Source organism: Streptomyces angustmyceticus (genome assembly GCF_019933235.1).
Taxonomy (GTDB): Bacteria; Actinomycetota; Actinomycetes; order Streptomycetales; family Streptomycetaceae; genus Streptomyces; species Streptomyces angustmyceticus.
Genome location: NZ_CP082945.1, coordinates 5,078,301 through 5,102,072, shown reverse-complemented (window position 1 = coordinate 5,102,072; position 23,772 = coordinate 5,078,301). Strand labels below are relative to the sequence as shown.

Below are 23,772 nucleotides of genomic sequence, written 5' to 3'. Positions count from 1 at the left end.
CCGGTGCGCCGTGCCGGTGCCGCGCGCCTCACCCGTCGGCGTGCAGCGCGGCCACGAACCGGTAGGTGTCCCCGGCCTCGCCCGCGTCCGTCGGGCGGCGCAGCTCCACCAGCGCCAGGGGGCGGTCCACCGGCTCGCCCGTGTCCGGGTCGAAGGCTATGTAGCCGCTGATGCCACGGACCCGGGATCTGCCGTTGGTCTGCTCCAGCATGGCGAGGACCATCCGGGCGGTGACCCGGCGGGTGCCGTAGACGCCGACGGCGCTCCGGGCCGCCTTGCCGATGGTGTACACGGCGTCATGGCCGAGCATCGCCTGGCCGCTGGCGAGGGCGGCGGGCGGGCCGCCGACCTCGTCGCGGTAGGCACGCGCGAAGTCCGCGAACGGGCCGTTCCCGGCGGCGCCGTAGACCTCCTCGGATATCCGGGGGTGGGTGAAGGCGGTGTAGTAGACGGTCAGCCGGCTGTGCTTCCAGCGTTCGGCGAGGGTGGCGAGCTCGGCGCGGTGCCGGTCGCCGCCGGTGTCGAAGTAGACGCCCAGCGCGCTGGAGCCGGAGAGCACGGTCGTGGGACAGTGCCGGCCTCCCTCCCCCGCGGCCTCGATGAACCGGCGCAGCTCACGTCCCCGGCCGGCGAAATACACCACGTCCGGTGGCTTCGGGGCACCGCAGACCTTGTCGGCGACCAGGGACAGCGCATTGCCCGCCGTCGCCTCCTCGCCCTCCCCGGAGCGGAACGGGACGACCTCGTCGTCCACCTTCAGCCCCGTCCGCCGGGCCGCCGCGGAGAAGTCCTCGTAGAGGGAAGTGTTGTAGTCGTCCTTCTCGTTGCCGTCACGGATCACCTGGACGCGGTAGCCGGGGTGCTTTCGCTGCTGCTGCTCGAGGTAGCCGGCGGCGGCCGCGGTCTGGTCGCGGTTGGGGAAGGAGACCCGGTAGAACCCGGCCGTGCGGGAACTGAGTCCGTCGGCCGCCACGGTCGCGCCGACCATCGGCAGCCCGGCGGCCCGCAGCCGCTTCACGGCGCTCATCGTCCGGTCGTTGCTCTGTCCGAAGCCTGCCACGGCGACGAGGTTCTCCTTGCCCTTCATCGCGATGAGCTGGTCGACGACCTGTTTCCAATGGCGGTCGCCGCTGCCGGTGTTGGCGAGCAGCAGCCGGACCTTGGGGAGGGTCGCACGCTCGGCGTTCAGCGCGCGCTGGGCGAGATAGGCGCCGCTGACGGCCTGCCGGGTGGCCTCCGGCCCGCGGTCGGCGGATCCGCCCGCCATGGCCTCGACATAGGCGATGGCCACCGACCGCTGCCCGGACGTCGCGACCTTCTGGTTCTCGTCGCGGATCCTGGCGCTCAGCTGCTGCATGTTCCCGAAGGCGTACGCGCCGTCCGTGACGCCCACGCACTCGCCGCCGGCCACCTCGCGGACGCCGTCGCCGCAGCGGCCGGCCCGGTCGACGATCTGCACCACGGCGGCGACCGCGACCGCCGCCACCACCAGAGCCGAAGCGATCCACAGGCCCCAGCGCCGCGGCGGCCGGGGCGGTTCGAAGATCCGGGTGCTCACAGCCACGGCTCCTTTCCGTACTGCTTCGCCTTCCGCAGCAGCGCCGAGGTCCAGAGCACGCTGTCGGCGTGCACCGCGAGGGTGTGGAAGCGGGCCTGGATCTCGCCGTACAGCTCCGCGGCGGGATCGCCGAGCGGGTCGCGATACGGGTCGCCGACCCGGTCCGTCCGGGGGTCGTCCGGCGGCTCGGGACTGATCCAGACCGCCGCGAGCAGCCGGGTGATGGTCCGCAACCGTTGATCCACCGCACCGTCGCCGAGATGGTCCACCAGCCGCTCGTAGCGCTCCCACAGCGGCTGGCCCAGGGCCCCGTCCGCCTCGGGGAGCGGGGCGCGCCGCAGCCGGCACAGCTCCGCACACCACTCCTCGGGGGCGAGCCGGTCGAAAGCGTCGTCCAGATGGGCGGCTGCCGCGGCGAGATCACCACCCGCCAGCGCGTGATAGGCCGCGGTGGACTGCTCCCCCGAGGCTGCGGCCCGGTCCCTCAGGGCGGCATGGACGGCACGCCACCTGCGCAGGCCGGACGCCCCGTCGAGGGCCCCGGCGTCCCTTCCCGTCCCCATGGCGGGATCCGGGGCCGCGGCGAGCCGGCAGAGCAGCAGGAGGCGCAGCAGCGGATGAGGGGTTTCCGTAGGGCCGTCGGCCGCCTCGTCACCGCTGTCGAGGTGCATGGTGCGCAGCACGTCCGTACAGAAGTCGTTGAACTCCTCCTGGACCCGGGCGCTCGACTCGTCCCACAGCGCCAGGCCCGCCTGCGTCTGGGCCAGATCGACGGCGGCCGCGGCACGGGTCAGTGCCTGCGCCAGCTCACCGCTCGCGTCGATCGGCAACAGCCGCTCCAGCAGGGTGTCGACGAGGCCCGAGGAGGGCTGCAGGACCTGCCGCAGCCGCGCCTCCCAACCGGTCTCCGCAGGGCATTCGAGCAGGGCCTGGAGCAGCTGCGCGGTGCCCGCCGGATGGCCGCGGGTGAGTTCGTGCACCACCCAGCCCAGCCATTGCACACCGTTGTCGGCAGCGGGCAACGGCACCCGGCGGCCGGCCGACCGCAGGACCTCTTCGGCCTGCTGCTCGACCTCGTGGCGCGCCAGATCGCGCAGCCGGCCCACCACCAGCCCCTTCACGACCCGCTCCGGAACGAACTTCTCCTCCTCCGCGGGCCACCGGCCGGGCAGCGCACCGGCCCGACGCGGTCCGCCGAACGCGAAGCCCTCCAGCGCCGCCGGATAGCTGCCCGCGGTGGCGAGCACCAGCAGCGGGTCGGGCGCCCCCGCCTTGCGCCGGGCGTCCAACAACGCTTTGAGGAAGTCGTTGCCCAGCGGGCTGTCGACGTTGTCCAGCAGCACCAGGCACTGTGTCGTCCGCCGTTTATCACCACCGCGCGAGGCGTACGCGCGGCGCAGATCGTCCAGGAAGGCGTCGAAGAGCACCGCCTCGGCCCGCTGCCGCTCTGCCTCCTCCCTGTCCCCGTAGCGCTGGTTGAGGTCGATCAGGAACCCGTCGACGGAGCCGGCGCCCCGGCTGCGGCGCCGGATACGCGCCAGTTGCCAGCGCACCCGCAGGCGCGCCCAGTGACGGCGCCACTCCGGCAGCAGCGGCAGCGCGGCGGTCACCGCTGTCGGGGCGCCGAGGACCGTCGCGGCGTAGGCGGCGAGCTGATTGATCACCTCCGAGCGGCTGCCCGGAGGGCCGACCAGTGCCTCCTCCATCCGCCGTACCGCGGCGTCCCGGTCGGCCGCCTCCACCTGTGCCGCGACGGCGATCGTCAACAGTCCGAACGCCGGGAACCGCAGCCGGGCGAAGTCCTTCTTCCGCTCGTTGAGCTGGAAGACCAGAGCGGCCAGCACATCGATCGGCTTGCGGCCCTCCTGCCCCAGCGCCGCCAGGTCGAGACGGGCCACCGGTGCCCGCCGGGCCCAGTCCGCCAGATGCCGCAGCACGGTCGTCTTTCCGCTGCCGCGCGGCCCCAGCAGCAGCGTGGCGGGCGACTCGGGCCGGCTGCGCGGCCTGCGCACCAACAGCTCCTGGACGTACCGCTCCACGGCCCGGTCCCGCCCGGACTCCCCCGCCCACTCCCGTGGCATCCGCTCTCCCCCTCGGCCTCGCGTTCCCCGCGATCCCCCTGGCCGGTCGGCGCTCACTCCGGCCGCCCCAGGATCCTCCAATTCCGGTGCGCCGCAAGCACTTTGGACTCCTCTGGCCGCTTCCCTCCGGTCGTTCGACGCCGTCCCGCACACCGGAAATCACTCTAAGCGACCCCACTGACAATTTCCGTGACGGACCGTGAAAATGCCGGTCGGCGACCGCTTCCGCGCGGGCACCGCGCCGCGACGGGCGCGGAAACGCGCCCCTGCCGCCCGGTCCCAGGACGCTCGCCCACGCCGAACACGTCACGTGCGGGTTCGGCCGTCCCACGCCGCGCCCGCGTACCAGGACCCGGCCGGACCGCACCCGGCAGCCGGACTCGGCCGCGCCGAACCGGCTCTCGGCCCCCGGCCGGCTCCGGGCCGCTGCCTCTCAGGCCCCGGCCCCGCCCGGCCCCGCCCCACCCGAAACCGGCACACATACACCCGCCCACCCCCCGAAGGGGGGTGGGCGGCGGGGAAATACCCGGGTAAGGGCCGCGACTCTACTGCTGCACCACCTGCGCCACCGCCGCCTGGGGGCGGATCGGGAGGCGGCCGATGGGGCGGCCGGTGGCGGCGCGGACGGCGGAGGCGACGGCGGCGGGTGAGGTGACGACCGGGACGGCGCTGGCGGGCTTGGCACCGAAGGAGGCGATCACGTCCCGTTCCTCGACGAGCTTGACGATGCGGATGTCGGGGGCGTCGAGGGCGGTCGGCAGGTTGTAGCCGGTCAGGTCGGGGTGGCGGACCTGGCCACGGGTGGTGCGCAGGTTCTCCATCAGCGCCGCGCCCAGGCCCTGGGTGACACCGGCCTCGATACGGGCCCGCAGCTGGCGCGGGTTGAGCACCCGGCCCACGTCCTGGGCGACGGCCATCTCCACGACCCGGATGGTGCCGAGTTCGATGTCGACGTCGGCGACGCAGCGGATCGCGCAGAAGGCGAGGCCGACGAACGCGTCGCCCTGGCCGTACTCGTCCAGCGGTTCCGTCGGATGCGGCCGGCACTGGGCGGTGGCCCACAGTTCCTTGCCGTCGAGCGCCTCGGCGACGGTGGTGCTGAGCACCCCGTCGTAGGAGGTGATCTTGCCGTCGTTGATCTGCAGCAGCTCGGTGGACATCCCGAACTTGTGGGCCAGCGGCTGCAGCAGCTGCGTACGGACCATCTTGGCGGCGCGCTCGACGGCGCCGCCGGAGACCCAGGTGTGCCGGCCGTGGCAGGCCGGTCCGGCCGGCGGCTGGTCGGTGTCGGCGCCCGCGACGTGCACCTCGTCGACGCCGAGCGTCTCCTGCACGATCTGCCGCGCCAGGGTGGAGAACCCCGACCCGGTCTCGACGGCGGCGCAGATGACGGTGGCGACCGAGCCGCTGACCTTGACGGTGGCGGTGGAGACCTCGTCGGTGCCCTCCGCGCCGAGCATGTGCACCATGCCCAGCGCGTAGCCGACGCCCCGGCGCACCGCGCCCGGTTCGCCCGCCCCCTCGGGGCCGCCCGGCAGCAGCCACTCCGCTTCGGGGGCGTCCTTGGGCAGTTCGGGCAGCGGCGCTTCCTTGACGGCGTGCAGGAGTTCGGCGACCGGCGCCGGGCAGGTCACCGTCTGCCCGGTGGGCAGCAGGTCACCGGTGGCCATGACGTTGCGCAGCCGGATCTCGTCGGGCTCCAGGCCCAGCCGGGCGGCCAGCTTGTCCATCTGGCCCTCGTAGGCGGCGCAGACCTGCAGCGCGCCCTCGCCGCGGACGTGGCCGGACGGCGGGTTGTTGGTGCGCACCGCCCAGCCGTCGACGACGGCGTGCGGGACGACGTACGGGCCGCAGGAGAAGGAGACCGCGGCGGCCAGCGCGTCGGCGGAGGTGTCCGCGTAGGCGCCGGCGTCCATCAGGATCTGGGCCTCCACCTTGACCAGCCTGCCGTCGGCGTCCGCGTGGTGGCGGTAGCGCAGCAGCGTGGGGTGGCGGTGGGCGTGCGCGAGGAAGGACTCCTCGCGGGTCGCGGCGAGCTTGACGGGGCAGCCCGTGCGCAGGGCCAGCAGGCCCAGCGGGAGCTGGACGCCGGGGTCCTCGCGGTCGGCGGTGGCGCCGGGCACCCCGGTCACCACGACCTTGACCTGGTCCGGTGCGAGCCCGAAGGACGCGGCGGCGAGATCGCGGTCGGTGTGCGGGTCCGTGGAGGCGGTGTAGATCTCCACGCCGCCGTCGGGGCGCGGCACCGCGAGCCCGGCCTCGGCCCCGATGGGCGCCGGGTCCTGGCGGCCGATCCGGTAGAGCCCCTCGACCATCACCTCGCCGACGACATCGGGGTCGCCGAAGCGGAGCGGGATGTGCCGGATGAGGTTGCCGTCCGGATGCAACGGCTCCGCTTCGAAGGCCAGTTGGGGGTCGGTGACCGGGTCCTGGATCTCGTACTCGACGGCGATGGCGGCGGCGGCCAGCCGTGCCGTGTCGGGGTGTTCGGCGGCGACCGCGGCGATCGGCTCGCCGTGGTGGCGGACCTCGTCCTTGGCGAACACCGGGCGGTCGGCGGTGCCCCGGCCGTGCCCCGCGTCGCCGGGGACGTCCTGGTGCGTGACGACGACGCGTACGCCCGGCATCTCCTCGGCGTGCTTGGTGTCGATCGACAGGATGCGGGCCCGCGGGTGCGGCGAGCGCAGCACCGCGGCCCACAGCAGCCCCTCGGCCCACAGGTCGGCGGCGTACGGGAAGGTGCCCTCGGCCTTGGCCGGTGCGTCGGCGGACGGCAGGGACACGCCCAGGCCGTGCGCCGGCTCCTCGGCGGGGACCGGGGTGCCCGCCGCCGGCGTCGCGGAGACGGCGGTCGCGCCGTCGGACGTGCCACTCATGCCGCAACCTCGCTTCGCCCGGCCTCGTCTTCGCTCAGCGCACGCCGCTCCCCGAATCGCTCGCTGCGCTCGCTCATGCGGAGCCTCCCGTGTGCGGATCCTGGTCGTGCGGGGTGTGGCCCGTGGGGTCGGCGGGGCCCGCCTGGTGCGGGATGCGGGCGGTGTCCGCCGGCGCCGCCCCCTCGGGGTCGTCGGCCGGGCCGTAGGCGGCCTCCGCGGCCTCCGCGCGTGCCTTGACGACCTCGCCGACGGCGTCCAGCACGCCCCGGTAGCCGGAGCAGCGGCAGAGGTTGCCGCACAGCGCCTTGCGGGTCTCCAGCTCGCTGGGGGCGTGGTTGCCCTCCAGGAGGTCGTGGACGGTCATCGCCATCCCCGGTACGCAGAAGCCGCACTGCACCGCGCCGGACGCGGTCAGCGCGCGCTGCACGTCGGAGGGCACCCCGTTCTCCGCGAGGCCCTCGACCGTCCGCACCTCGCTGCCCGCCGTGGTGGCCGCGGGCACCAGGCAGGACGCCACGAGCCGCCCGTCCACCTGGACCGAGCAGGCCCCGCACTCGCCCTGCGAGCAGCCGTCCTTGGCGCCGGCCAGCCCGAGCCGCTCGCGCAGCACGTAGAGCAGCGACTCGCCGATCCAGGCGTCGGTGACCGGCCGGTCGATGCCGTTCACCCGCAGGACGTAGGACGCGGCGGGGTGTTCGTCGAAGGGCTCGGCGCCGGGGTCGTCCGCGGCGGGGGGGTCGTCTTCCGGGCTCGCGGCGGGTGCCGGAGCGGCGGCGGACGGGGCGGGCGTGGCGTCGGGTGCGGACTCCGCGGGGGCCTCGGGGCCCGTCGTGCCCTCGTGGGCGGCGACGCCCTCGGGGCCGACAGCGCCCTCGGGTCCCTGGACGGGAATCCCGCCGCCGGTGGTGCCGTCGCCGTCGGCGGACCGCAGGTCACCGGCGCTGCCGCTGCCGGTGCCGTCCTCGTCGGCCCGCTCGCCCGTCCCGGCGCCCATCGGGTCCGCGAGGCCGTCGGCGGCCGTACGTCCCTCGGGGGCCGTGTGTCCGTCGGAGGCCGTGCGGTCGTCGTGCCCGCCGTGCTCCGGCCGCGCGTCCGGGCCGCCGTCGGGGTGCGGCGCGGCGGACGGCGCGGGTCCGGTCGCGTCGCTGAGCGCGAACTCCCCGGAGTCACCGGGCCGTTCGCCCTCGGCGCCCGGGACCGCCCAGGCGCCCGCATCGGGGGTGTCGGCCGCTCCGTCGGGCCGGTCCGTGGCCTCGTGCGGCTGCGGCGTCCCGTGCTGCCGCGCCGCCGCCTCGTCGTGCGGCTGCTGCTGCGGTGCCGGCTCCGGGGCGGGCGGCCACTGGGCCAGCGCGTCGGCCGGCAGCGACCAGTGCCCGGTCGCCCCGCCGCCGTGGGCACCCGCGCCCGGCCCGTACGGGTCGCCGCCCGACGCGCCGCCGCCTCCGGGCAGTTCGGCGTCCGGCCCGGCGCCGTGCTCCGGGAGGCCGTGCTCGTGCGCGTACGGGTCGTCGGAGGCGCCGCCGAAGGGCTCGTGCGCCGCCCCGCCGTGCGGGACGTCCTGCGGCGCGGCAGGGGCCGTGCCGGCCCCGTGCGCGGCGGCCGTCCCGGCGGTGAAGTTCCAGTGCCCGGTGTGGGCGGCCTCGCCGGGGCCGGGCGTGTGCCCGGCGCCGTCGTACGCGCCCGCGCCCGGGTAGCCGCCGCCCTGGTAGCCCTCGGCGCCACCGGCCCCCGTGTGACCGGCGTGCCCGGGGTGTTCGGAATGACCGGGGTGGCCCGTGTGGCCGGTCCGGTCGGAAGGGTCGTGATGGCCCGGGTGGACCGGGTGACCACCGGTTTGTGCCGGATACCCCGTCAGCCCGTCGTCGCCCAGCAGGTATTCGCCGGACTCCTCCAGGCCGTCGTCGGCGGCCGCGGGGACCGTCCAGGTGGCGTGGCCGCCCGCCTCCGGGCTGCCCGCGACCGGCCAGTCCACCGGGTCGGCGTGCCACGACCGGGCCGCCTCGGGGGCGTCGCCGTGGTAGCCCTCGGCGGCGCCGTGGTGGGCCGCGTACTCCGCGTGGGCCGGGTAGCCGGCGGACGGGTCGGCGTACCCGGCCGAGGGGTCAGCGAAGGGCATCGTCCACTGGCCGGTGGACGCCGGGTCGGCGCCGGGGTCCGCGGGGTCGTGCGGGGCGAACGAGGACGGCGGGGTGTAGCCGTGGCCGGGCGCGGCGAGCGGCTCGGCGCCCGGGGTGCCGTACCGGGGCGATCCGCCGCCGTAGACCCCGGTGGTGAAGCCCTCCGGGAGCTGCACGAAGGCGGTCGCCTCCGACTCGTACTCGCCGCCCTGCGGCAGCGGTTGCCAGCCCTGTTCGGGGTGCGGCTGGTACGGATGGCGGTTGTCTGCGTCGCTCATGCCGAGCCCTCGCTTCGCTCGGCCCCGCATTCGCGAGGCGCGCACCTCCTGATGACGTTCCCCTGGTCCTGGGCCGGGCGGGGCCCCGTACGGCGCCGGCTCATGACAGTGCCCTTCCCAGTGCGCGGCGGGCCAGGGCCGCCACCGTACGGCGCAGGTGGAGCGCGGCGGGCGGCAGGGCGGCCGGCTCCGAACCGTCCTCCGGCGGTGCCGGGTCCGGGATGCAGGCGGCCGCGACATAGTCGCCGAAAGCCGTCAGCGCCTCGGGAACCAGGCCGCGTTCGCCGTCCCAGTCGATGAGGGAGGCCACCCACTGCTCGGCCTCCAGCGGGCGCAGCGGCATCGCGGCCACGGCGCCCACCGCGCAGCGCACGCCACGCCGGGCCGGGTCCAGGACGAGCGAGACGGAGGCGGTGGCCCGGCCGGGGCCGGTGCGGGCGGTGGCCTTGAGGAAGGTCTGCGGGGCGTGCAGCAGCGGCACCCTTACGAAGCCCACGAGTTCACCGGGGCTCAGCATCTCGCGGCCGGCCAGGAGGTGGCTGACCGGGATCTCGCGCCGTGCGCCCCCGGGGCCGGCGATGATCACCGTGGCCTCCAGGGCGGCGAGCACCGGGAGGGTGTCGCCGGTGGGCGCGGAGGTCACGATGTTGCCGCCGAGGGTGCCGGCGTTGCGGACCTGCGGCGGGCCGGCGGCGCGGGCGGCGGCGGCGAGCCCCGGGATCAGCGCCGCGAAGTCGGGGCGCCCCATCCGGGCAAGGGTGAGGCCGGCGCCGAGCAGCGCGTGGCCGTCGAGGTACTGCCAGCCGCGGATCTCGCTGATCCGGCCGAGGCCCACCAGGGCCGCGGGTCTGAGGAGTCCGGCGTTGACCGCCGCCATGAGATCGGTGCCGCCCGCGACCGGGACGGCGGCGGGCATGGCGGTGAGCGCCGCCACCGCCTCGTCGAGCGAGGCCGGCAACGTCACCGTGTGCGACGCGTGCGGTGCGTGCGTGGTCAAGCCAGCTGCCCCTTCCCCGGTGTCCCGGCAGTTCCGCTCCGCCGTACGGTACGTGCTCACAGCCCGGACGTGGCAACTCTGGCACATCTTCCCGGGCCCCCGGCGCGAGGGTCCGCGAACCGGCGATCCGTCCCCGAACAGGGTGCTGGTCCGGTTTCGTCCGCCGCCGGCCGTGCGGGAACTGCGGTGCGGCGCACCGGCGACGGCGTCCGGCGCGGCGCACACCGAGCCGTACGGCGGTGCCCGGTACGGCAGTGCCTCGGTGCGGGGCGACCGCCGTACCGCACCACCGTCCCAGGGTCCGGCCGCACGAGCGCCCTCCTTGGGCGGGGGCTCACACGTTTGGGGGCGCCCCGTCGATCGGGCGTCCGAGCACGCCGGGACGTTTCTGCCAGGGGTGGGGGCCGCCGGGCGGGCGGTAGTCGACGCCGAGGGCGTCGAGCCGGGCGTAGTGGACAGTCATCCGCCGGGTGAAGTCCTGGTAGTCGCGGTCGGCCGGCGCGGGCAGCCGCGACCAGGCGACCTCGGCGAAGGCGGCCAGCCGGGGAAAGACCTGGTAGTCGAGGCGCTGTTGACTGTCCATGACCTCGGTCCAGGCGTTGGCCTGGGTGCCCAGGATGTGCGCGGCCTGGTCGGCGGTCAGTTCCGGCGGCACCGGCTCGAAGCGGTAGACGTCCTCCAGGGTCCGTACGAAGCCGATCGGCACCGGCTCGTCGGGGGACGCGTGCTGCCGGTGGTCCAAGTACACCTGCTGCTCGGGGCACATCACGACGTCATGGCCGGATTTCGCCGCGGCGACACCGCCCGCGTAGCCGCGCCAGGAGGAGACGGCGGCGCCCTCGGCCAGGCCGCCTTCGAGGATCTCGTCCCAGCCGATCAGCCGCCGGCCGCGGTCGGCGAGCCAGCGGTCGAAGTGCCGGATGAACCAGCTCTGCAGCTCGTCCTCGCCGGCCAGCGACAGTTCGGCGATCCGCGCCTGGGCGGCGGCCGACGCCTTCCACTGGTCCTTGGGGCACTCGTCGCCGCCGATGTGCACGAACGGCGAGGGGAAGAGCGCGAGGACCTCGTCGAGCACCTGCTCGTAGAAGCGCAGGGTGGTGTCGGTGGGCGCCAGGACGTTGGGGTTGACGCCCCAGGTGTCCCAGACCTTCAGGGCGGTGGTGTCGATGACGTCGGCGTTGCCGAGTTCCGGGTACGCGGCGATGGCGGCCTGCGAGTGCCCAGGGATGTCGATCTCGGGGACGACGGTGATGTGCCGCCGGGCGGCGTAGGCGACGATCTCGCGGATGTCGTCCTGGGTGTAGTAGCCGCCGTGCGGGCGCTCGTCCCAGAGGGGCGAGGCCCGGTGACCGGTCTTGGTGCGCTCCCGCCAGGCGCCGATGCCGGTCAGCTTCGGGTGGCGCTCGATCTCGATCCGCCAGCCCTGGTCGTCGGTGAGGTGGAGGTGCAGGACGTTGAGCTTGTGGGCGGCGAGCAGGTCGAGGCAGCGCAGCACCCCGTCCTTGGGCAGGAAGTGCCGGGCGACGTCCAGCAGCATGCCGCGCCAGGCGAAGCGGGGGCCGTCCTCGATGGTCTGCGGCGCCAGGACGGCCGCCTGCCCGGGTGCGAGCGGCGCCCGGCGGAAGGCGTGCGGGCCGAGGAGCTGACGCAGCGTCTGCGCTCCCCAGAAGACCCCGGCCGGGCCGCCGCCGGTGATCCGTACGCCCCACCGCGGATCCGCCGCCAGCCGGTAGCCCTCCGCGGGGAGGACGGGGTCCAGGGCGAGCGCCACGGTGTCCGCGGCCTCGCCGGGGCCGGGCGGCAGGGGCAGGCCGAAGGCCGCGCCGAGGGTGGCGCGCAGCCAGTGCGCGGTGTCCTCGGTGCCGGGGGCTGCCGCCAGCGCGGTGTCCCGGCCGAGGCGGACCGTGCCGCGGCCGGGCCCGTCGACGCTCAGCGGCAGCGGAACGAGTCCGCCGCCGGGCGCCGAGGGGATGCTGTCCGTGTCCGGCATGCCGTCCGCCCTTCACCGCGCCCGCCGTCCCGGCCGATGCTGCCACGGTCCGGGCCGCCGTGACCGCGCCCCGGCCGGTCCCGTCCGGCGTACCGGTGAAGCGGTCGGGCCGCTCGCGTGGGGCAGTTGCCGGGGGGCGCGAGGGTGAGGAGGGGGGTGAGGAGGGGTGCGGGGCCGGTTGCGCTCGCCCGGTGCGGGACGGCGCCCGGCCCCTTACACGCGCGGGCACCCGGCCGTGGCCGGCCGGGTGCCGCGGCGGTCGGCTACTTCTTGCCGCCGTCCTTGCCGCCCTTGTCCTTGTCGCCACCGGCGCCCATGGACTCGAAGATCTCCTTGCACATGGGGCAGACCGGGTACTTCTTCGGGTCGCGACCCGGGACCCAGACCTTGCCGCACAGCGCCACGACGGGGGTGCCGTCGAGCGCGCTCGCCATGATCTTGTCCTTCTGGACGTAGTGGGCGAAGCGCTCGTGGTCGCCGTCGCCGTGCGACACCTGCGGCGTCGGCTCTACGAGGGTCCCCGTACCTGCCCCGCGCTCGGGCTCAACAGTGCTCATAACAGCCAAGGGTACTCACGCCCGGAGCAACCCGGGAGCGTCGGTCCGCCGCCCGAGGGAGCGCGCGCCCCACCCTCCGCCACCCCGGCGGCACGCGGGCGCGCGCGGACGGCGCCGGCCCTCCTAGGACGCCACGGCCACCCCGCCCCGGGAGCCGGCCGTCAGGCCCAGCCGCGCGGCGAAGGCCAGCGCGGCGGCCGGCCGGACCTCGTACCAGCAGTCCTGGCCGCGGACCGTGTCCAGCAGGGCGGTGATGTCCTGGGCGGCGACCGTGCGGGCCTCCGCGGCGGCCAGGAAGGCGCGGACCGCCGCCAGGGCGTCGACCTCCGTCTCCGTGCGCGCCACGAGAACCTCGGCGATGTGCCGGGCCGCGTCGTCGCCGGGGGCGACCCAGCTCATGGACATCTCCAGGCCGTCGTCCGGCAACTTCTCGGGGTACGGGGCGCGGGCCCAGGCGCCGTCCTGCCACCAGTAGACGAACCCGAAGAGATTGCCTTCGGCGTCCTCGCGCAGCCGCTCCCAGGGCAGCCACGCGGGGCCGCCGGCCAGGAAGTCGATCTGGCGGCCGCCGCTGTGCGTATGGCTGCCGTCGGAGTCCTGGCCGCAGAGCAGGGCCCGGCCGTCCTCGAACATTTTCAGCCGCCACCAGTAGCTTCCGCCGTCGTTCCAGCACTGCAAGCCCTGGCCGCCCCAGGAGAATTCGTCCCAGTCGTCCACGGCCGCCGCCACCACCGCCAGCGTCGCGGCGCGCGCCCACAGGCGCTCCGGGTGGTCCAGGTCCTCGGGCACGCTCGGCCTGTGCATGGCGACTCCCCCGCTCGTCCAGCGCGGTCCCGCCGACGTGACCGCGCACCGTCCCCTGTCGTCTCGCACCCTAGCGACGGGGTCCGACAATTCCCCATGACGAGGCCGTCACAATAATCAAGTCGTCAACAAAATCCGGGCCACCGCGGAACCGCCGTCCGCCGCCCGGCGGCGGTCAGTTCAGCGACGGGTCGTCCGGGTACGTCGCCACCATAGCCAGCTCGTTGCGCTGCCGGCGCAGCACCGCGCGCCACAGCTGCTCCGGGTCGGGCGAGGAGACATCACCCGGCTCGGACTCGACGACGTACCAGGCGCCCTCGACCAGTTCGTCCTCCAGCTGGCCCGGCCCCCAGCCCGCGTACCCGGCGAAGATCCGCAGACTGCCGAGGACCGCCGCGAGGAGTTCCGGAGGGGCCTCCAGATCGACCAGGCCGATGGCGCCGTGCACCCTGCGCCAGCCCAGCGGCTCGTCACCCGACTGCACGCCCGCCCGGTCCGCGGCCGGTGCGCCGGCCGGCTCCGCGCCCTCGCCGCCCGCCAGGGCGCCGCTGTCCACCGACGGGATGCCGCCCTCGCCGGACAGCCCGCCGGGCACCACGGCCACCCCGAGCGCCGAGTCCAGCGAGACCGGGCCGCCCTGGAAGACCACGCCCGGCTCGCCGGCCAGTGCGGCCCAGGGCGCGAGGATGTCCGCGACACCGACCGGCGTGGGGCGGTTGAGGACCACGCCGAGGGAGCCCTCCTCGTCGTGGTCGAGGAGCAGCACCACCGCGCGGTCGAAATTCGGATCGGCGAGCGCGGGCGTCGCGACAAGAAGCCGCCCTGTGAGCGAGGACACCTCGGTCATGGCCACATGATCCCGCACTTCTGCCCGGAGCGGGGAGTCAACGCCCGTACCCGCCCCAGAGCAGGGCAGGCGTACGGCGGCAGCACCGGCGCACATCGCCGGCACCGAATAGGCCATTCAAGACATTACCCGGCAATTCCAGCCAAAGGTCGATTACAGATCAAAGGCGGATCGTAGCGGAGCGTGTTGTGGCAAAGCCATTACATGCTCAGACCGTGCACGGGCCTACGGACTCACCCCCGCCCGCCCTTACCATTTCAGCTTGGCCCTGCCCGTCTCCAGGAACGCGAGATCCATGACCGTCTCTACTGACGACGTACTGCTTGTCCACGGCGGCACCCCGCTCGAGGGCGAGATCCGGGTTCGCGGCGCGAAGAACCTTGTGCCCAAGGCCATGGTCGCCGCCCTCCTCGGCAGCGGCCCCAGCCGACTGCGCAACGTGCCCGATATCCGTGACGTACGCGTGGTGCGCGGGCTGCTGCAGCTGCACGGCGTCACGGTGCGCCCCGGCGACGAGCCGGGCGAACTGGTCCTCGACCCCTCCCACGTGGAGAGCGCCAACGTCGCCGACATCGATGCGCACGCGGGCTCCTCACGGATCCCGATCCTGTTCTGCGGCCCGCTGCTGCACCGCCTCGGCCACGCCTTCATCCCCGGCCTCGGCGGCTGCGACATCGGCGGCCGGCCGGTCGACTTCCACTTCGACGTGCTGCGCCAGTTCGGCGCGACGATCGAGAAGCGCGCCGACGGGCAGTACCTGGAGGCGCCGCAGCGGCTGCGCGGCACCAAGATCCGGCTGCCGTACCCGTCGGTCGGCTCGACCGAGCAGGTGCTGCTGACGGCCGTCCTGGCCGAGGGCGTCACCGAGCTGTCGAACGCCGCCGTGGAGCCGGAGATCGAGGACCTCATCTGCGTGCTGCAGAAGATGGGCGCGATCATCTCCATGGACACCGACCGGACCATCCGGATCACCGGTGTCGACAAGCTCGACGGCTACACCCACCGCGCCCTCCCGGACCGCCTGGAGGCGGCCTCCTGGGCGTCCGCGGCGCTGGCCACCGAGGGCAACATCTACGTCCGCGGCGCGCAGCAGCGGTCGATGATGACCTTCCTCAACACCTTCCGCAAGGTCGGCGGCGCCTTCGAGATCGAGGACGAGGGCATCCGCTTCTGGCACCCGGGCGGCCTGCTCAACGCCATCGCCCTGGAGACCGACGTCCACCCCGGTTTCCAGACCGACTGGCAGCAGCCGCTGGTCGTCGCGCTGACCCAGGCGTCGGGCCTGTCGATCGTGCACGAGACGGTCTACGAGTCCCGCCTCGGCTTCACCTCCGCGCTCAACCAGATGGGCGCGCACATCCAGCTCTACCGCGAGTGCCTGGGCGGCTCCGCCTGCCGCTTCGGTCAGCGCAACTTCCTGCACTCCGCGGTCGTCTCGGGCCCGACCAAGCTGCAGGGCTCCGACCTGGTCATCCCCGACCTGCGCGGCGGCTTCTCGTACCTGATCGCGGCGCTGGCGGCGCAGGGCACCTCCCGGGTGCACGGCATCGACCTGATCAACCGCGGCTACGAGAACTTCATGGAGAAGCTCGTGGAACTCGGCGCCGACGTCGAGCTGCCGAACGGGGCACTGCCCAACTGAGCACCCCGGCCGGGCGGTCGGCCGCGTGCCCCGGCGGGGCACCGGCTCATGCCCCGCCGAGCGCCAACTGAGCGGTGGGGGGCGGCTTTCTGCCGCCCCCCTTGCCGTGCGGGGAGAAGGCGGCCCGGTACCGAGAGGGCCGGTGCCGCGAGTGGCCCTCGCGACCGAGGAGCCCGACCGGTCCGGCAACTCCGTCGCGGGGCAGGCGCGTTCGCCCTGGTGGGTTGCTCACGGCCTCAGCCGCGCCCCGCCCGCCCCTCTCCCCCGGGTGTCCTGCGACGTCACCCGTACGGCGGCCCTGCCGGGCCGGGACGTCACCGCCAGGGTGACGGCCGGCCGCCGCACCTCGCGTCGCCGCCCGCACCGCGCGCACCACCCCCACCGCGCCACCCGCCCCCGCACGCCCCTGGCGGCCCCTCTGCCCGCCGTGGACGCCGCGGCCTCCCGTTCCGGCCGCCCCGCCCCCTCCCGGCGCGTAGAGCCCCCCGGGCGGCCCCGGACAGCCCTTTCCAGCCCGCGTCCTCCACCCGCCCCGCGCCCCGGGGGACACGAAAAGGCGGCCACCCCTGGAAGGGATGACCGCCTTTTATGCCGTGCTCAGGGGTGTTACTTACCCTTGGCGGCTTCCTTGAGCTTGGAGCCCGCGGAGACCTTCACGCTGTAGCCGGCCGGGATCTGGATCGGGTCGCCGGTCTGCGGGTTGCGCGCGGTGCGAGCGGCACGGTGGGTGCGCTCGAAGGTCAGGAAGCCGGGGATGGTGACCTTCTCGTCGCCCTTGGCGACGACCTCGCCGGTCACCTCGGCGAGGGCGGCCAGAACGGCGTCGGCGTCCTTGCGGGTCACCTCGGCACGATCGGCCAGAGCGGCCACCAGCTCACTGCGGTTCATGTTTGTACTCCCGTGTTCTTCTTGCCAATGAGGCGTGAGATCGAAGCCGATGCTGCCAGGGCCCTCGGACAGTCCCCGGACCCGGGTCTGGTGCCAGACCCTCGCGCCCGATTACGCATCCTGCCCCCACCTGCGGCGGTAAAGCCAATCCGGCACCCAGGAGGGTCACACGAAAAGCGCCACTGCCTCGTCGTGGTGACGCTCCGTGTCATTCCCGCTCCGGGCCGGCCCCACAGGGCGGCGGTCGCTTCCCGCCACCCTATGGGGGCCCCAACGACGGCGTGTCCAGCGACGCGCCGTACTCAGACCGCCGTGGTGGCCGTCACAGCCGCGTCGCCGCTCTTGGCCGCCTCCCGGACGGCTCCGGCGACCGCGCCCGCGACCTTCTCGTTGAAGACGCTGGGGATGATGTAGTTCGGGTTGACCTCGTCCTCCAGGACGACGTCCGCGAGGGCGCCGGCCGCGGCCAGCATCATCTCGGTGTTCACCGTACGGGAGTGGGCGTCCAGCAGGCCGCGGAAGACTCCGGGGAACACCAGGACGTTGTTGATCTGGTTCGGGAAGTCGGAGCGGCCGGTGGCCACGACGGCGGCGGTCTGCCGGGCGACGGCCGGGTCGACCTCCGGGTCGGGGTTGGCGAGGGCGAACACGATCGCGCCCTCGGCCATCTTCGAGACGTCGTCGCCGTCCAGGACGTTGGGGGCGGAGACGCCGATGAAGACGTCCGCGCCGACCACGGCCTCCTTGAGGGTGCCGGTGACGCCCTCGGGGTTGGTGTTGTCGGCGATCCAGCGCAGCGGCGAGTCCGGGTCGGCGTCGACCAGGTCCGTGCGGCCGGCGTGGACGACGCCGTGGATGTCGGCGACGACGGCGTGCTGGACGCCGGCGGCGAGCAGCAGCTTGAGGATGGCGGTGCCGGCCGCGCCGGCGCCGGACATCACGACCCGGACGTCCTCGATCTTCTTGCCGACGACGCGCAGCGCGTTGGTGAGCGCGGCGAGCACCACGATGGCGGTGCCGTGCTGGTCGTCGTGGAAGACGGGGATGTCCAGGGCCTCGCGCAGCCGCGCCTCGATCTCGAAGCAGCGGGGGGCGGAGATGTCCTCCAGGTTGATGCCCGCGAAGCCGGGGGCGATGGCCTTGACGATCTCCACGATGGCGTCGGTGTCCTGGGTGTCCAGGCACAGCGGCCAGGCGTCGATGCCGGCGAAGCGCTTGAAGAGGGCCGCCTTGCCCTCCATGACGGGCAGGGCGGCCTTGGGGCCGATGTTGCCGAGGCCGAGGACGGCGGAGCCGTCGGTGACGACCGCGACGCTGTTGCGCTTGATGGTCAGCCGGCGGGCGTCCTCGGGGTTGTCGGCGATGGCCTGGCAGACGCGGGCGACACCGGGGGTGTAGATCATCGAGAGGTCGTCGCGGTTGCGGATGGGGTGCTTCGACGACATCTCGATCTTGCCGCCGAGGTGCATCAGGAACGTACGGTCGGAGACCTTGCCCAGCGAGACGCCGTCGATGGTGCGCAGCTGGGAGACGATCTCGTCGGCGTGCGCGGTGGAGGTCGCCGCGATGGTGACGTCGATCCGGAGCTTCTCGTGGCCGGACGCGGTCACGTCGAGGCCGGTGACCGAGCCTCCGTGGGACTCGACGGCCGTGGTGAGCTGGGAGACCGCGGTTCCGCTCGCGGGCACCTCCAGCCGGACCGTCATCGAGTAGGAGACGCTGGGCGCCGTTGCCATGGCCGACTTCCTCTGCTTTCACCGTGTCGCTGTGTTTCGCTGCGGGTCACAGCGTTGTGCTGTCCGATCGTCGCACCTACCCCTGAGTACGCGGTAGCCGCGGCGGATTGCGAACGTTGTGTTCACCATCCAGTGCAACTTCGGAAAATATATTCCACCATACGAGAGTTGAGGGGTCGCGCAAAGAGGCCCACGTCACGGGGTGACGTGGGCCTCTCAGAGCAAAGACACCGGCCCGCCATGCTCGCCTCGCGGCAAGTGGTCGCTCGTAGCGACGATGGTTGGGCCCGGGGGCTTGGATCGAGCCGGTGCCGTCACCCAGGCTAACAAACCATGCCCGGAAGCGAATCCCGTCCCGCGGGCCCGATTTCACAACCCCTCGGACGGCGGCGCGCGGCGCCCGGCCGCGCCCGCCGTACGGGTGCTTCGCGGGCCCGTCAGTCCCGCAGCAGGTCGGGGACGCCGGCCGCGTCCGGCTCGTCCCGTTCGGCCGACAGGACGGTCAGCTGCCGGGTGGCGCGGGTCAGCGCCACGTACAGCACCCGCAGGCCGGCCGGGGACTCGTCGGCGATCTCGGCCGGGGAGACGACCAGGGTGGCGTCGTACTCCAGGCCCTTGGCCTCCAGGGAGCCCAGCGCCACCACCCGGTCGCCGAGCGGGGCCAGCCAACGGCGGGCCTGCGCGCGGCGGTTCATGGCCACCACGACGCCGACCGTGCCGTCCACCTCGCCCAGCAGCCGCCCGGCCTCGGCCACCGTGGACCGCTCCAGCGCCGCGTCGCCGCCCGCCGGGGCCGCCCCGCCGTCGTCCACGACGAGCGCGAAGCGCGGCTGGAGGCCCGTGGAGCGGACCGCCTTCGGCGACTGCATGCCGGGCATCGCCAGCGCCAGCACCCGGGCGGCCAGTTCGGCGATCTCCGCGGGGTTGCGGTAGTTCACGGTGAGCGTGAAGCGGCGGCGCGGGCGGGTGCCGAGCGCCTCGTCGCGGGCGGCGGCGGCCTCGTCCGGGTCGGACCACGAGGACTGCGCGGGGTCGCCGACGACGGTCCAGGTGGCGTGCCGGCCGCGGCGGCCGACCATCCGCCACTGCATCGGCGTCAGGTCCTGCGCCTCGTCGACGATGACGTGGGCGTAGTCGGTGCGCTCCTCCTCCAGCCGTTCGCGCCGGCCGCGGCCGCCGCCGTTGCGCTCGGTGTAGGTCGTCAGCTCCTCCAGGCCGGTCAGGTGGTCCAGCGGGTCGGCCTCGCGCGGGCGGGGCGGGCGCATCGGGGCGCCGAGGACGGTCTGCAGCTCGTCCAGGAGCGCGACGTCGTGCACCGACAGGGGGCCGTGCCCGGTGCCGTCCAACCGGCGCAGGGAGCGGGCCAGTTGGCGCACCTCGCGCGGGTTGAGGACGCGGCGCGCCCAGCGGCCGAGGAGGCGCTCGTCGGCCATCGCGGCGAGCACCCCGCGCGGGGTCAGCTCGGGCCACCAGGCGTCCAGGAACTCCTGGAAGCCGGGCTCGGTGGTGATGTCCTCGTCGAAGCCCTCGCGGGCCTCGGCGGCGAGTTCGGGGTCCGTGTAGCGGCGGGCGGCGCCGGACTTGGCCCACAGGGCGTCCAGGATCAGCCGGCGGGCGCGCGGGCGCAGCAGGTTGACCGGGGCGGTGCCGCCGAGCGCGGACTGCCGGATGGCGTGCAGTTCGTCGGCGTCCAGCTCCAGCCGGCCGCCGAAGGCGACGACCCGCAGCCGGGTGGGTGCGGTGGAGGCGGGTCGGGAGGGTCTGGAGCGGCGGCGGCCCGTGCCCTCCCCGTCGCCGTTCTTGGCGGGCGCGGCGACGAGGTCGTCCAGGGAGAGCTGGGCGCCCTCGTCCGCGGCGCCGTCCTCGGGCGCGGCGGGCGCGGGTCCGGCCAGCTCCAGCGCCCCGCGGGCGGCCTTGCGCAGCAGCTTCTGCATCCGCGCGGAGCCCTTGACGCGGGCCACGGCGGGCGGGTCGTAGGCGGTCGCCTCGGCGCCGTCCACCAGCGAGCCGAGGGCCCGGATGGCGACCTGGCCCTCCTCGCCGAGGGAGGGCAGCACGCCCTCGGTGTAGGCGACCAGCAGCGGCGTGGGGGAGACGATCAGGATGCCGCCCGCGTAGCGGCGCCGGTCCTGGTAGAGGAGGTAGGCGGCGCGGTGCAGCGCGACGGCGGTCTTGCCGGTACCGGGGCCGCCCTCGACCTCGGTGACCGAGGCGGCGGGGGCGCGGATCACCATGTCCTGCTCGGCCTGGATGGAGGCGACGATGTCCCGCATGGTGTGGCTGCGGGCCCGGCCCAGGGCGGCCATCAGCGCGCCGTCGCCGATCGCCGGCAGCTCCTCGCCGTCCAGCGTCGCGGTGACCTCCGGGCGCATCAGGTCGTCCTCCACGCCGAGGACCCTGCGGCCCTTGGAGCGGATCACCCGCCGGCGCACGACCCGCCCGGGGGCGACCGGCGTGGCCCGGTAGAAGGGCGCGGCGGCCGGCGCCCGCCAGTCGATGACCAGCGGGGAGTAGTCCGCGTCGAGGACGCCGAGGCGGCCGATGTGCAGGGTCTCGGCGATCGCGGCGCGGTTGTTCTCGATCGCGCCGTCGGCGGGCTCGACGGAGGTGAAGGCGCCGTCCGGGCCCTTCTTGCCGTCCTTGCCGAGGAGCAGGTCGATCCGGCCGAAGAGGAAGTCCTCGTACTCCGAATTCAGGCGGTGGAGATGGACGCCGGCCTGGAAGACCTGGGCGTCGCGCTCGGCGAGCGCGCCGGGCGTGCCGACCTGGCCGCGCTTGGCGGCGTCGTCCATCAGGAACTCGGCCTCGTGGATCTTCTCCTCGAGGCGCCGGTAGACGCGGTCCAGATGCGTCTGCTCGGCTTCGATCTCGCGGTCGCGAACGGAATCCGAAGCGTGGTCCGGTGCGTGCGTGGCGTTGTGCGCGGCCACCCAGGCCCCCTTCTGCTGTGCGTAGGGCAGCCGTCAACCGTACGCGAACCAGGCACCGCGCGCACCTGGAGAAAGGGACAAAAACGGGCGAGTTCGGTCGGATGTCGACGAGGGCCGCTACGTCGGGCGTGGCCCGGTCGAGGGGATCGCCGATCGGCGGCATGGCGGTGCTTGACGGGCGCCGCCGTGCCGTACCCGGCCGGGGCGCCCGTCCGCGCCGCTCAGACGTTCACCTTCGCCAGCCGCTTGCCGTCCGTGGTGGTGACCTCGAAGTGGTCGATGTCGCCGCGGTTGAAGCCCGCGCCGCCCGCCGCGTAGAGGGGCTCGCGGTTCCACTTCGCGGCGCCGCCCGGGATGCCGTAGCCGCCCTTGGGGACCGCCCAGGTGGTGACGGTCTGCCGCTTGCCGTCCTTGCCGACGGCGACCAGGCCGCAGGTGAGCGGGCCCTTGACGTTGGCGAGTTCCAGGACGACCTGGGTGCCCCAGGGGCGGGCCGCCATGGAGACGCCCGCGGAGACCTTGGTCTCCGGGTCGACGGAGCTCGCCTTCTCGCCCGCCGCGTACTGGGCCCGCACCGCGTTCGCCAGCGGCGGCGCCGCCTTCTCCTCGGGCGCCTGGGGCGCCAGCCGGAGCGCGGCGAGCGGCCCGCCGACGATCAGCACGGCGGCCGCGGCGACCAGGAACAGCCGCCTGCGGGCACGGCCGCGCCGGGTGGCGGCGACCTCGTCCATCAGCCCGTCCAGCAGCCCCGGGCCGGGGACGGCCGTGATCGTCTGCGGGGTGGGCGCGGTCTGTTTGAACTCGGCCAGTACCGGCGACAGGCCCATGAGTTCTTCCAGTTCGGCCGCACACCGGTGGCAGCCGACGAGATGCGCCTCGAACCGGTCGGCGTCGGCACCGTCCAGAACGCCCAGCGCGTAGGCGCCGACGTCGGTGTGCCGGTCCGGCTGCGCGGGCGGGTTCACTCCGTCACTCCTCGTTCCTCTAGCGAGAGTCTCAGGGAGCGCAGCGCGTAGAAGACCCGGGACCGCACGGTCCCGGCCGGTACGCGCAGCACCTCCGCTGCCTCGTTGACCGTACGTTCCTTGAAGTACGTCTCGACGAGGGCCTCCCGATGGGCCTGGCTCAGGTCGCTCAGCGCCTCCGAGATGGTCATCATGCGCAGCGCCCGGTCGATGACATCGGCGGCCGGCATCGTCTCCAGAGGGGTCGGATCGACCTCTTGGGGCCGCGCCTTGCGACTGCGGTGCCCGTCGATCACGATCCGCCGTGCGACGGTCACCAGCCAGGGTCGTATCGAGCCGGTCGCGCGCTGCAACTGGTCGGCGTTGCGCCAGGCACGCACCAGCGTCTCCTGCACCACGTCCTCCGCGCGGTGCCGGTCGCCCGCCACCAAGCGCAGGACGAAGGCGAGAAGCGGCCCCGCGTGATCGTCATAGAGGGCTCGCATGAGCTCCTCGTCAGGTGTCGTCCTGTCTGCCACGACGGCATCCTTACGCACTCCAACTCCCGGGTCGATAGCCCAGATCGCCCAAGATCGCCGGGGGACCCTGCCATGAATCGGACTTGCGGTGAGGAGTACGGACGGGCCGGGCGGGTTACTCAGAGTTCGGCGGAAAATTTTTCCGCGCCGGTCACGACGCCCTGACCAGCGCTTCCGTCCTGACCTCTGCGCACCGTCGTCCGCCGCCGGTGCCGGGCCACCCGCTCGCGGTTGCCGCACACCTCGCTGGAGCACCAGCGGCGGCGCCGGCCGCGCGAGGTGTCCAGATACACCAGCGTGCAGCTCTCGCCGGCGCACTGCCGCAGCTGTGCGCGCGAGACCGGGTCGGTCAGCAGGCAGATGGCGTCCCGGGCCACCGCGGCCAGCAGCCCGGCACAGTCGGGCGGGCCGGGCAGGGCGGCGGCCAGCGCGCCGTCGGCGGTGCGGACCGCGCACGGGGCGGGCGGCTGCCCGGCGGCGGCCGCGGAGTTCAGCAGCGCCAGGTCGGCGTCGGCCGCCCGGCCCCGCAGCTCTGCGTGCACCACGCGGCGCAGCAGGTCGCGCAGGGCGCGGAAGCGGCCGACCCAGCTGCCGTCGACGCCGTCCAGCGGGGTGCCGCGGGGCACCAGGCCCGCGCCGACCAGCCAGGCCCGCAACTGCTCGGGGCCGGTGAGCCGTTCACCGGTGGTCCCGTCGCCGGTGAGCCGTTCGGCGGGGGCGCCGGACGTGGCCGCGAGGTCCAGGCAGATCCGCCCGCAGTCGAACCGCAGGTCGCAAGGCGCCGCCATGTGCCTGTCACTCCTTAGGGCCAAACGTGTGTGCTCCCAGAGTGCCCCGGCCCCCTGGCCCGCCGGAACCCTCCGGAGGCGGCCGCTCCACACCGGCACGGCACATGGACACCCCGTGTAGACGCTAGGTGTATACGCCTTATGTATAGTTCGCGGCGCGGCGGTTCGCGGGCCGCGCGCCCCGGCCGCCGCATGCCGTA

The 23,772-nt window shown here is 74.3% G+C and carries 16 protein-coding genes; 1 reads left to right on the top strand and 15 read right to left on the bottom strand.

Annotated elements, in window-relative coordinates:
- Positions 1–28: 28 nt before the first annotated feature.
- From K7396_RS22865 to K7396_RS22825, 9 genes are all read right to left on the bottom strand, one after another.
- On the bottom strand, positions 29–1,564 hold the full coding sequence (locus tag K7396_RS22865) for an ABC transporter substrate-binding protein (RefSeq protein WP_223660171.1): 1,536 nt from the start codon (positions 1,562–1,564) through the stop codon (positions 29–31).
- A complete protein-coding gene (locus K7396_RS22860) occupies positions 1,555–3,639 on the bottom strand; it encodes a P-loop NTPase family protein (RefSeq protein WP_152105169.1) in 2,085 nt (694 codons plus the stop codon). The genes K7396_RS22865 and K7396_RS22860 overlap by 10 nt, the downstream gene beginning before the upstream one ends.
- Positions 3,640–4,184: 545 nt before the next feature.
- A complete protein-coding gene (locus K7396_RS22855; protein ID WP_086721923.1) occupies positions 4,185–6,515 on the bottom strand; it encodes a xanthine dehydrogenase family protein molybdopterin-binding subunit in 2,331 nt (776 codons plus the stop codon).
- Positions 6,516–6,588: 73 nt separating this feature from the next.
- Positions 6,589–8,910 (bottom strand): 2Fe-2S iron-sulfur cluster-binding protein, encoded by a 2,322-nt coding sequence (locus K7396_RS22850; RefSeq protein WP_086721922.1) that lies wholly within the window; start codon positions 8,908–8,910, stop codon positions 6,589–6,591.
- Between the two features lie 100 nt (positions 8,911–9,010).
- Entirely contained in the window at positions 9,011–9,907 is an 897-nt protein-coding gene (locus tag K7396_RS22845) for an FAD binding domain-containing protein (RefSeq protein ID WP_086721921.1), read from the bottom strand.
- A 334-nt stretch (positions 9,908–10,241) separates the two neighbouring features.
- Complete coding sequence (locus K7396_RS22840) at positions 10,242–11,897, bottom strand: beta-N-acetylhexosaminidase (RefSeq protein ID WP_152105170.1); 1,656 nt, start codon at positions 11,895–11,897, stop codon at positions 10,242–10,244.
- Between the two features lie 263 nt (positions 11,898–12,160).
- Entirely contained in the window at positions 12,161–12,454 is a 294-nt protein-coding gene (locus tag K7396_RS22835; RefSeq protein WP_078568732.1) for a DUF3039 domain-containing protein, read from the bottom strand.
- A 123-nt stretch (positions 12,455–12,577) separates the two neighbouring features.
- Complete coding sequence (locus tag K7396_RS22830; RefSeq protein ID WP_086721964.1) at positions 12,578–13,258, bottom strand: hypothetical protein; 681 nt, start codon at positions 13,256–13,258, stop codon at positions 12,578–12,580.
- Between the two features lie 175 nt (positions 13,259–13,433).
- Positions 13,434–14,105 carry a YqgE/AlgH family protein gene (locus tag K7396_RS22825; protein WP_086721963.1) on the bottom strand — a complete coding sequence of 224 codons (672 nt, stop codon included), beginning with the start codon at positions 14,103–14,105 and terminating at the stop codon, positions 13,434–13,436.
- Between the two features lie 295 nt (positions 14,106–14,400).
- On the opposite strand from K7396_RS22825, the gene murA reads away from it, so the two are divergent.
- Positions 14,401–15,747 carry a UDP-N-acetylglucosamine 1-carboxyvinyltransferase gene (gene murA / locus K7396_RS22820; RefSeq protein WP_018091261.1) on the top strand — a complete coding sequence of 449 codons (1,347 nt, stop codon included), beginning with the start codon at positions 14,401–14,403 and terminating at the stop codon, positions 15,745–15,747.
- Positions 15,748–16,353: 606 nt separating this feature from the next.
- Here murA and K7396_RS22815 read toward each other — a convergent pair.
- The 6 genes from K7396_RS22815 to K7396_RS22790 form a co-directional block, all read right to left on the bottom strand.
- On the bottom strand, positions 16,354–16,635 hold the full coding sequence (locus tag K7396_RS22815) for an HU family DNA-binding protein (RefSeq protein WP_006605312.1): 282 nt from the start codon (positions 16,633–16,635) through the stop codon (positions 16,354–16,356).
- 302 nt (positions 16,636–16,937) lie between these two features.
- Positions 16,938–18,371: an NAD-dependent malic enzyme gene (locus K7396_RS22810; RefSeq protein ID WP_086720643.1), complete on the bottom strand. Its 1,434-nt coding sequence runs from the start codon at positions 18,369–18,371 to the stop codon at positions 16,938–16,940.
- A gap of 437 nt (positions 18,372–18,808) precedes the next feature.
- Positions 18,809–21,301 carry a HelD family protein gene (locus K7396_RS22805; RefSeq protein ID WP_086720644.1) on the bottom strand — a complete coding sequence of 831 codons (2,493 nt, stop codon included), beginning with the start codon at positions 21,299–21,301 and terminating at the stop codon, positions 18,809–18,811.
- A gap of 221 nt (positions 21,302–21,522) precedes the next feature.
- The gene (locus K7396_RS22800; RefSeq protein WP_086720645.1) at positions 21,523–22,266 is read right to left on the bottom strand and encodes an anti-sigma factor family protein; all 744 of its coding nucleotides are present in this window, start codon (positions 22,264–22,266) and stop codon (positions 21,523–21,525) included.
- Positions 22,263–22,802 (bottom strand): sigma-70 family RNA polymerase sigma factor, encoded by a 540-nt coding sequence (locus K7396_RS22795; protein WP_088797889.1) that lies wholly within the window; start codon positions 22,800–22,802, stop codon positions 22,263–22,265. Before K7396_RS22795 ends, K7396_RS22800 begins: the two co-directional genes overlap by 4 nt.
- Before the next feature lie 101 nt (positions 22,803–22,903).
- Positions 22,904–23,572, bottom strand: a complete 669-nt coding sequence (locus K7396_RS22790; RefSeq protein WP_086720646.1) for a CGNR zinc finger domain-containing protein — start codon at positions 23,570–23,572, stop codon at positions 22,904–22,906.
- Between the last annotated feature and the right edge of the window lie 200 nt (positions 23,573–23,772).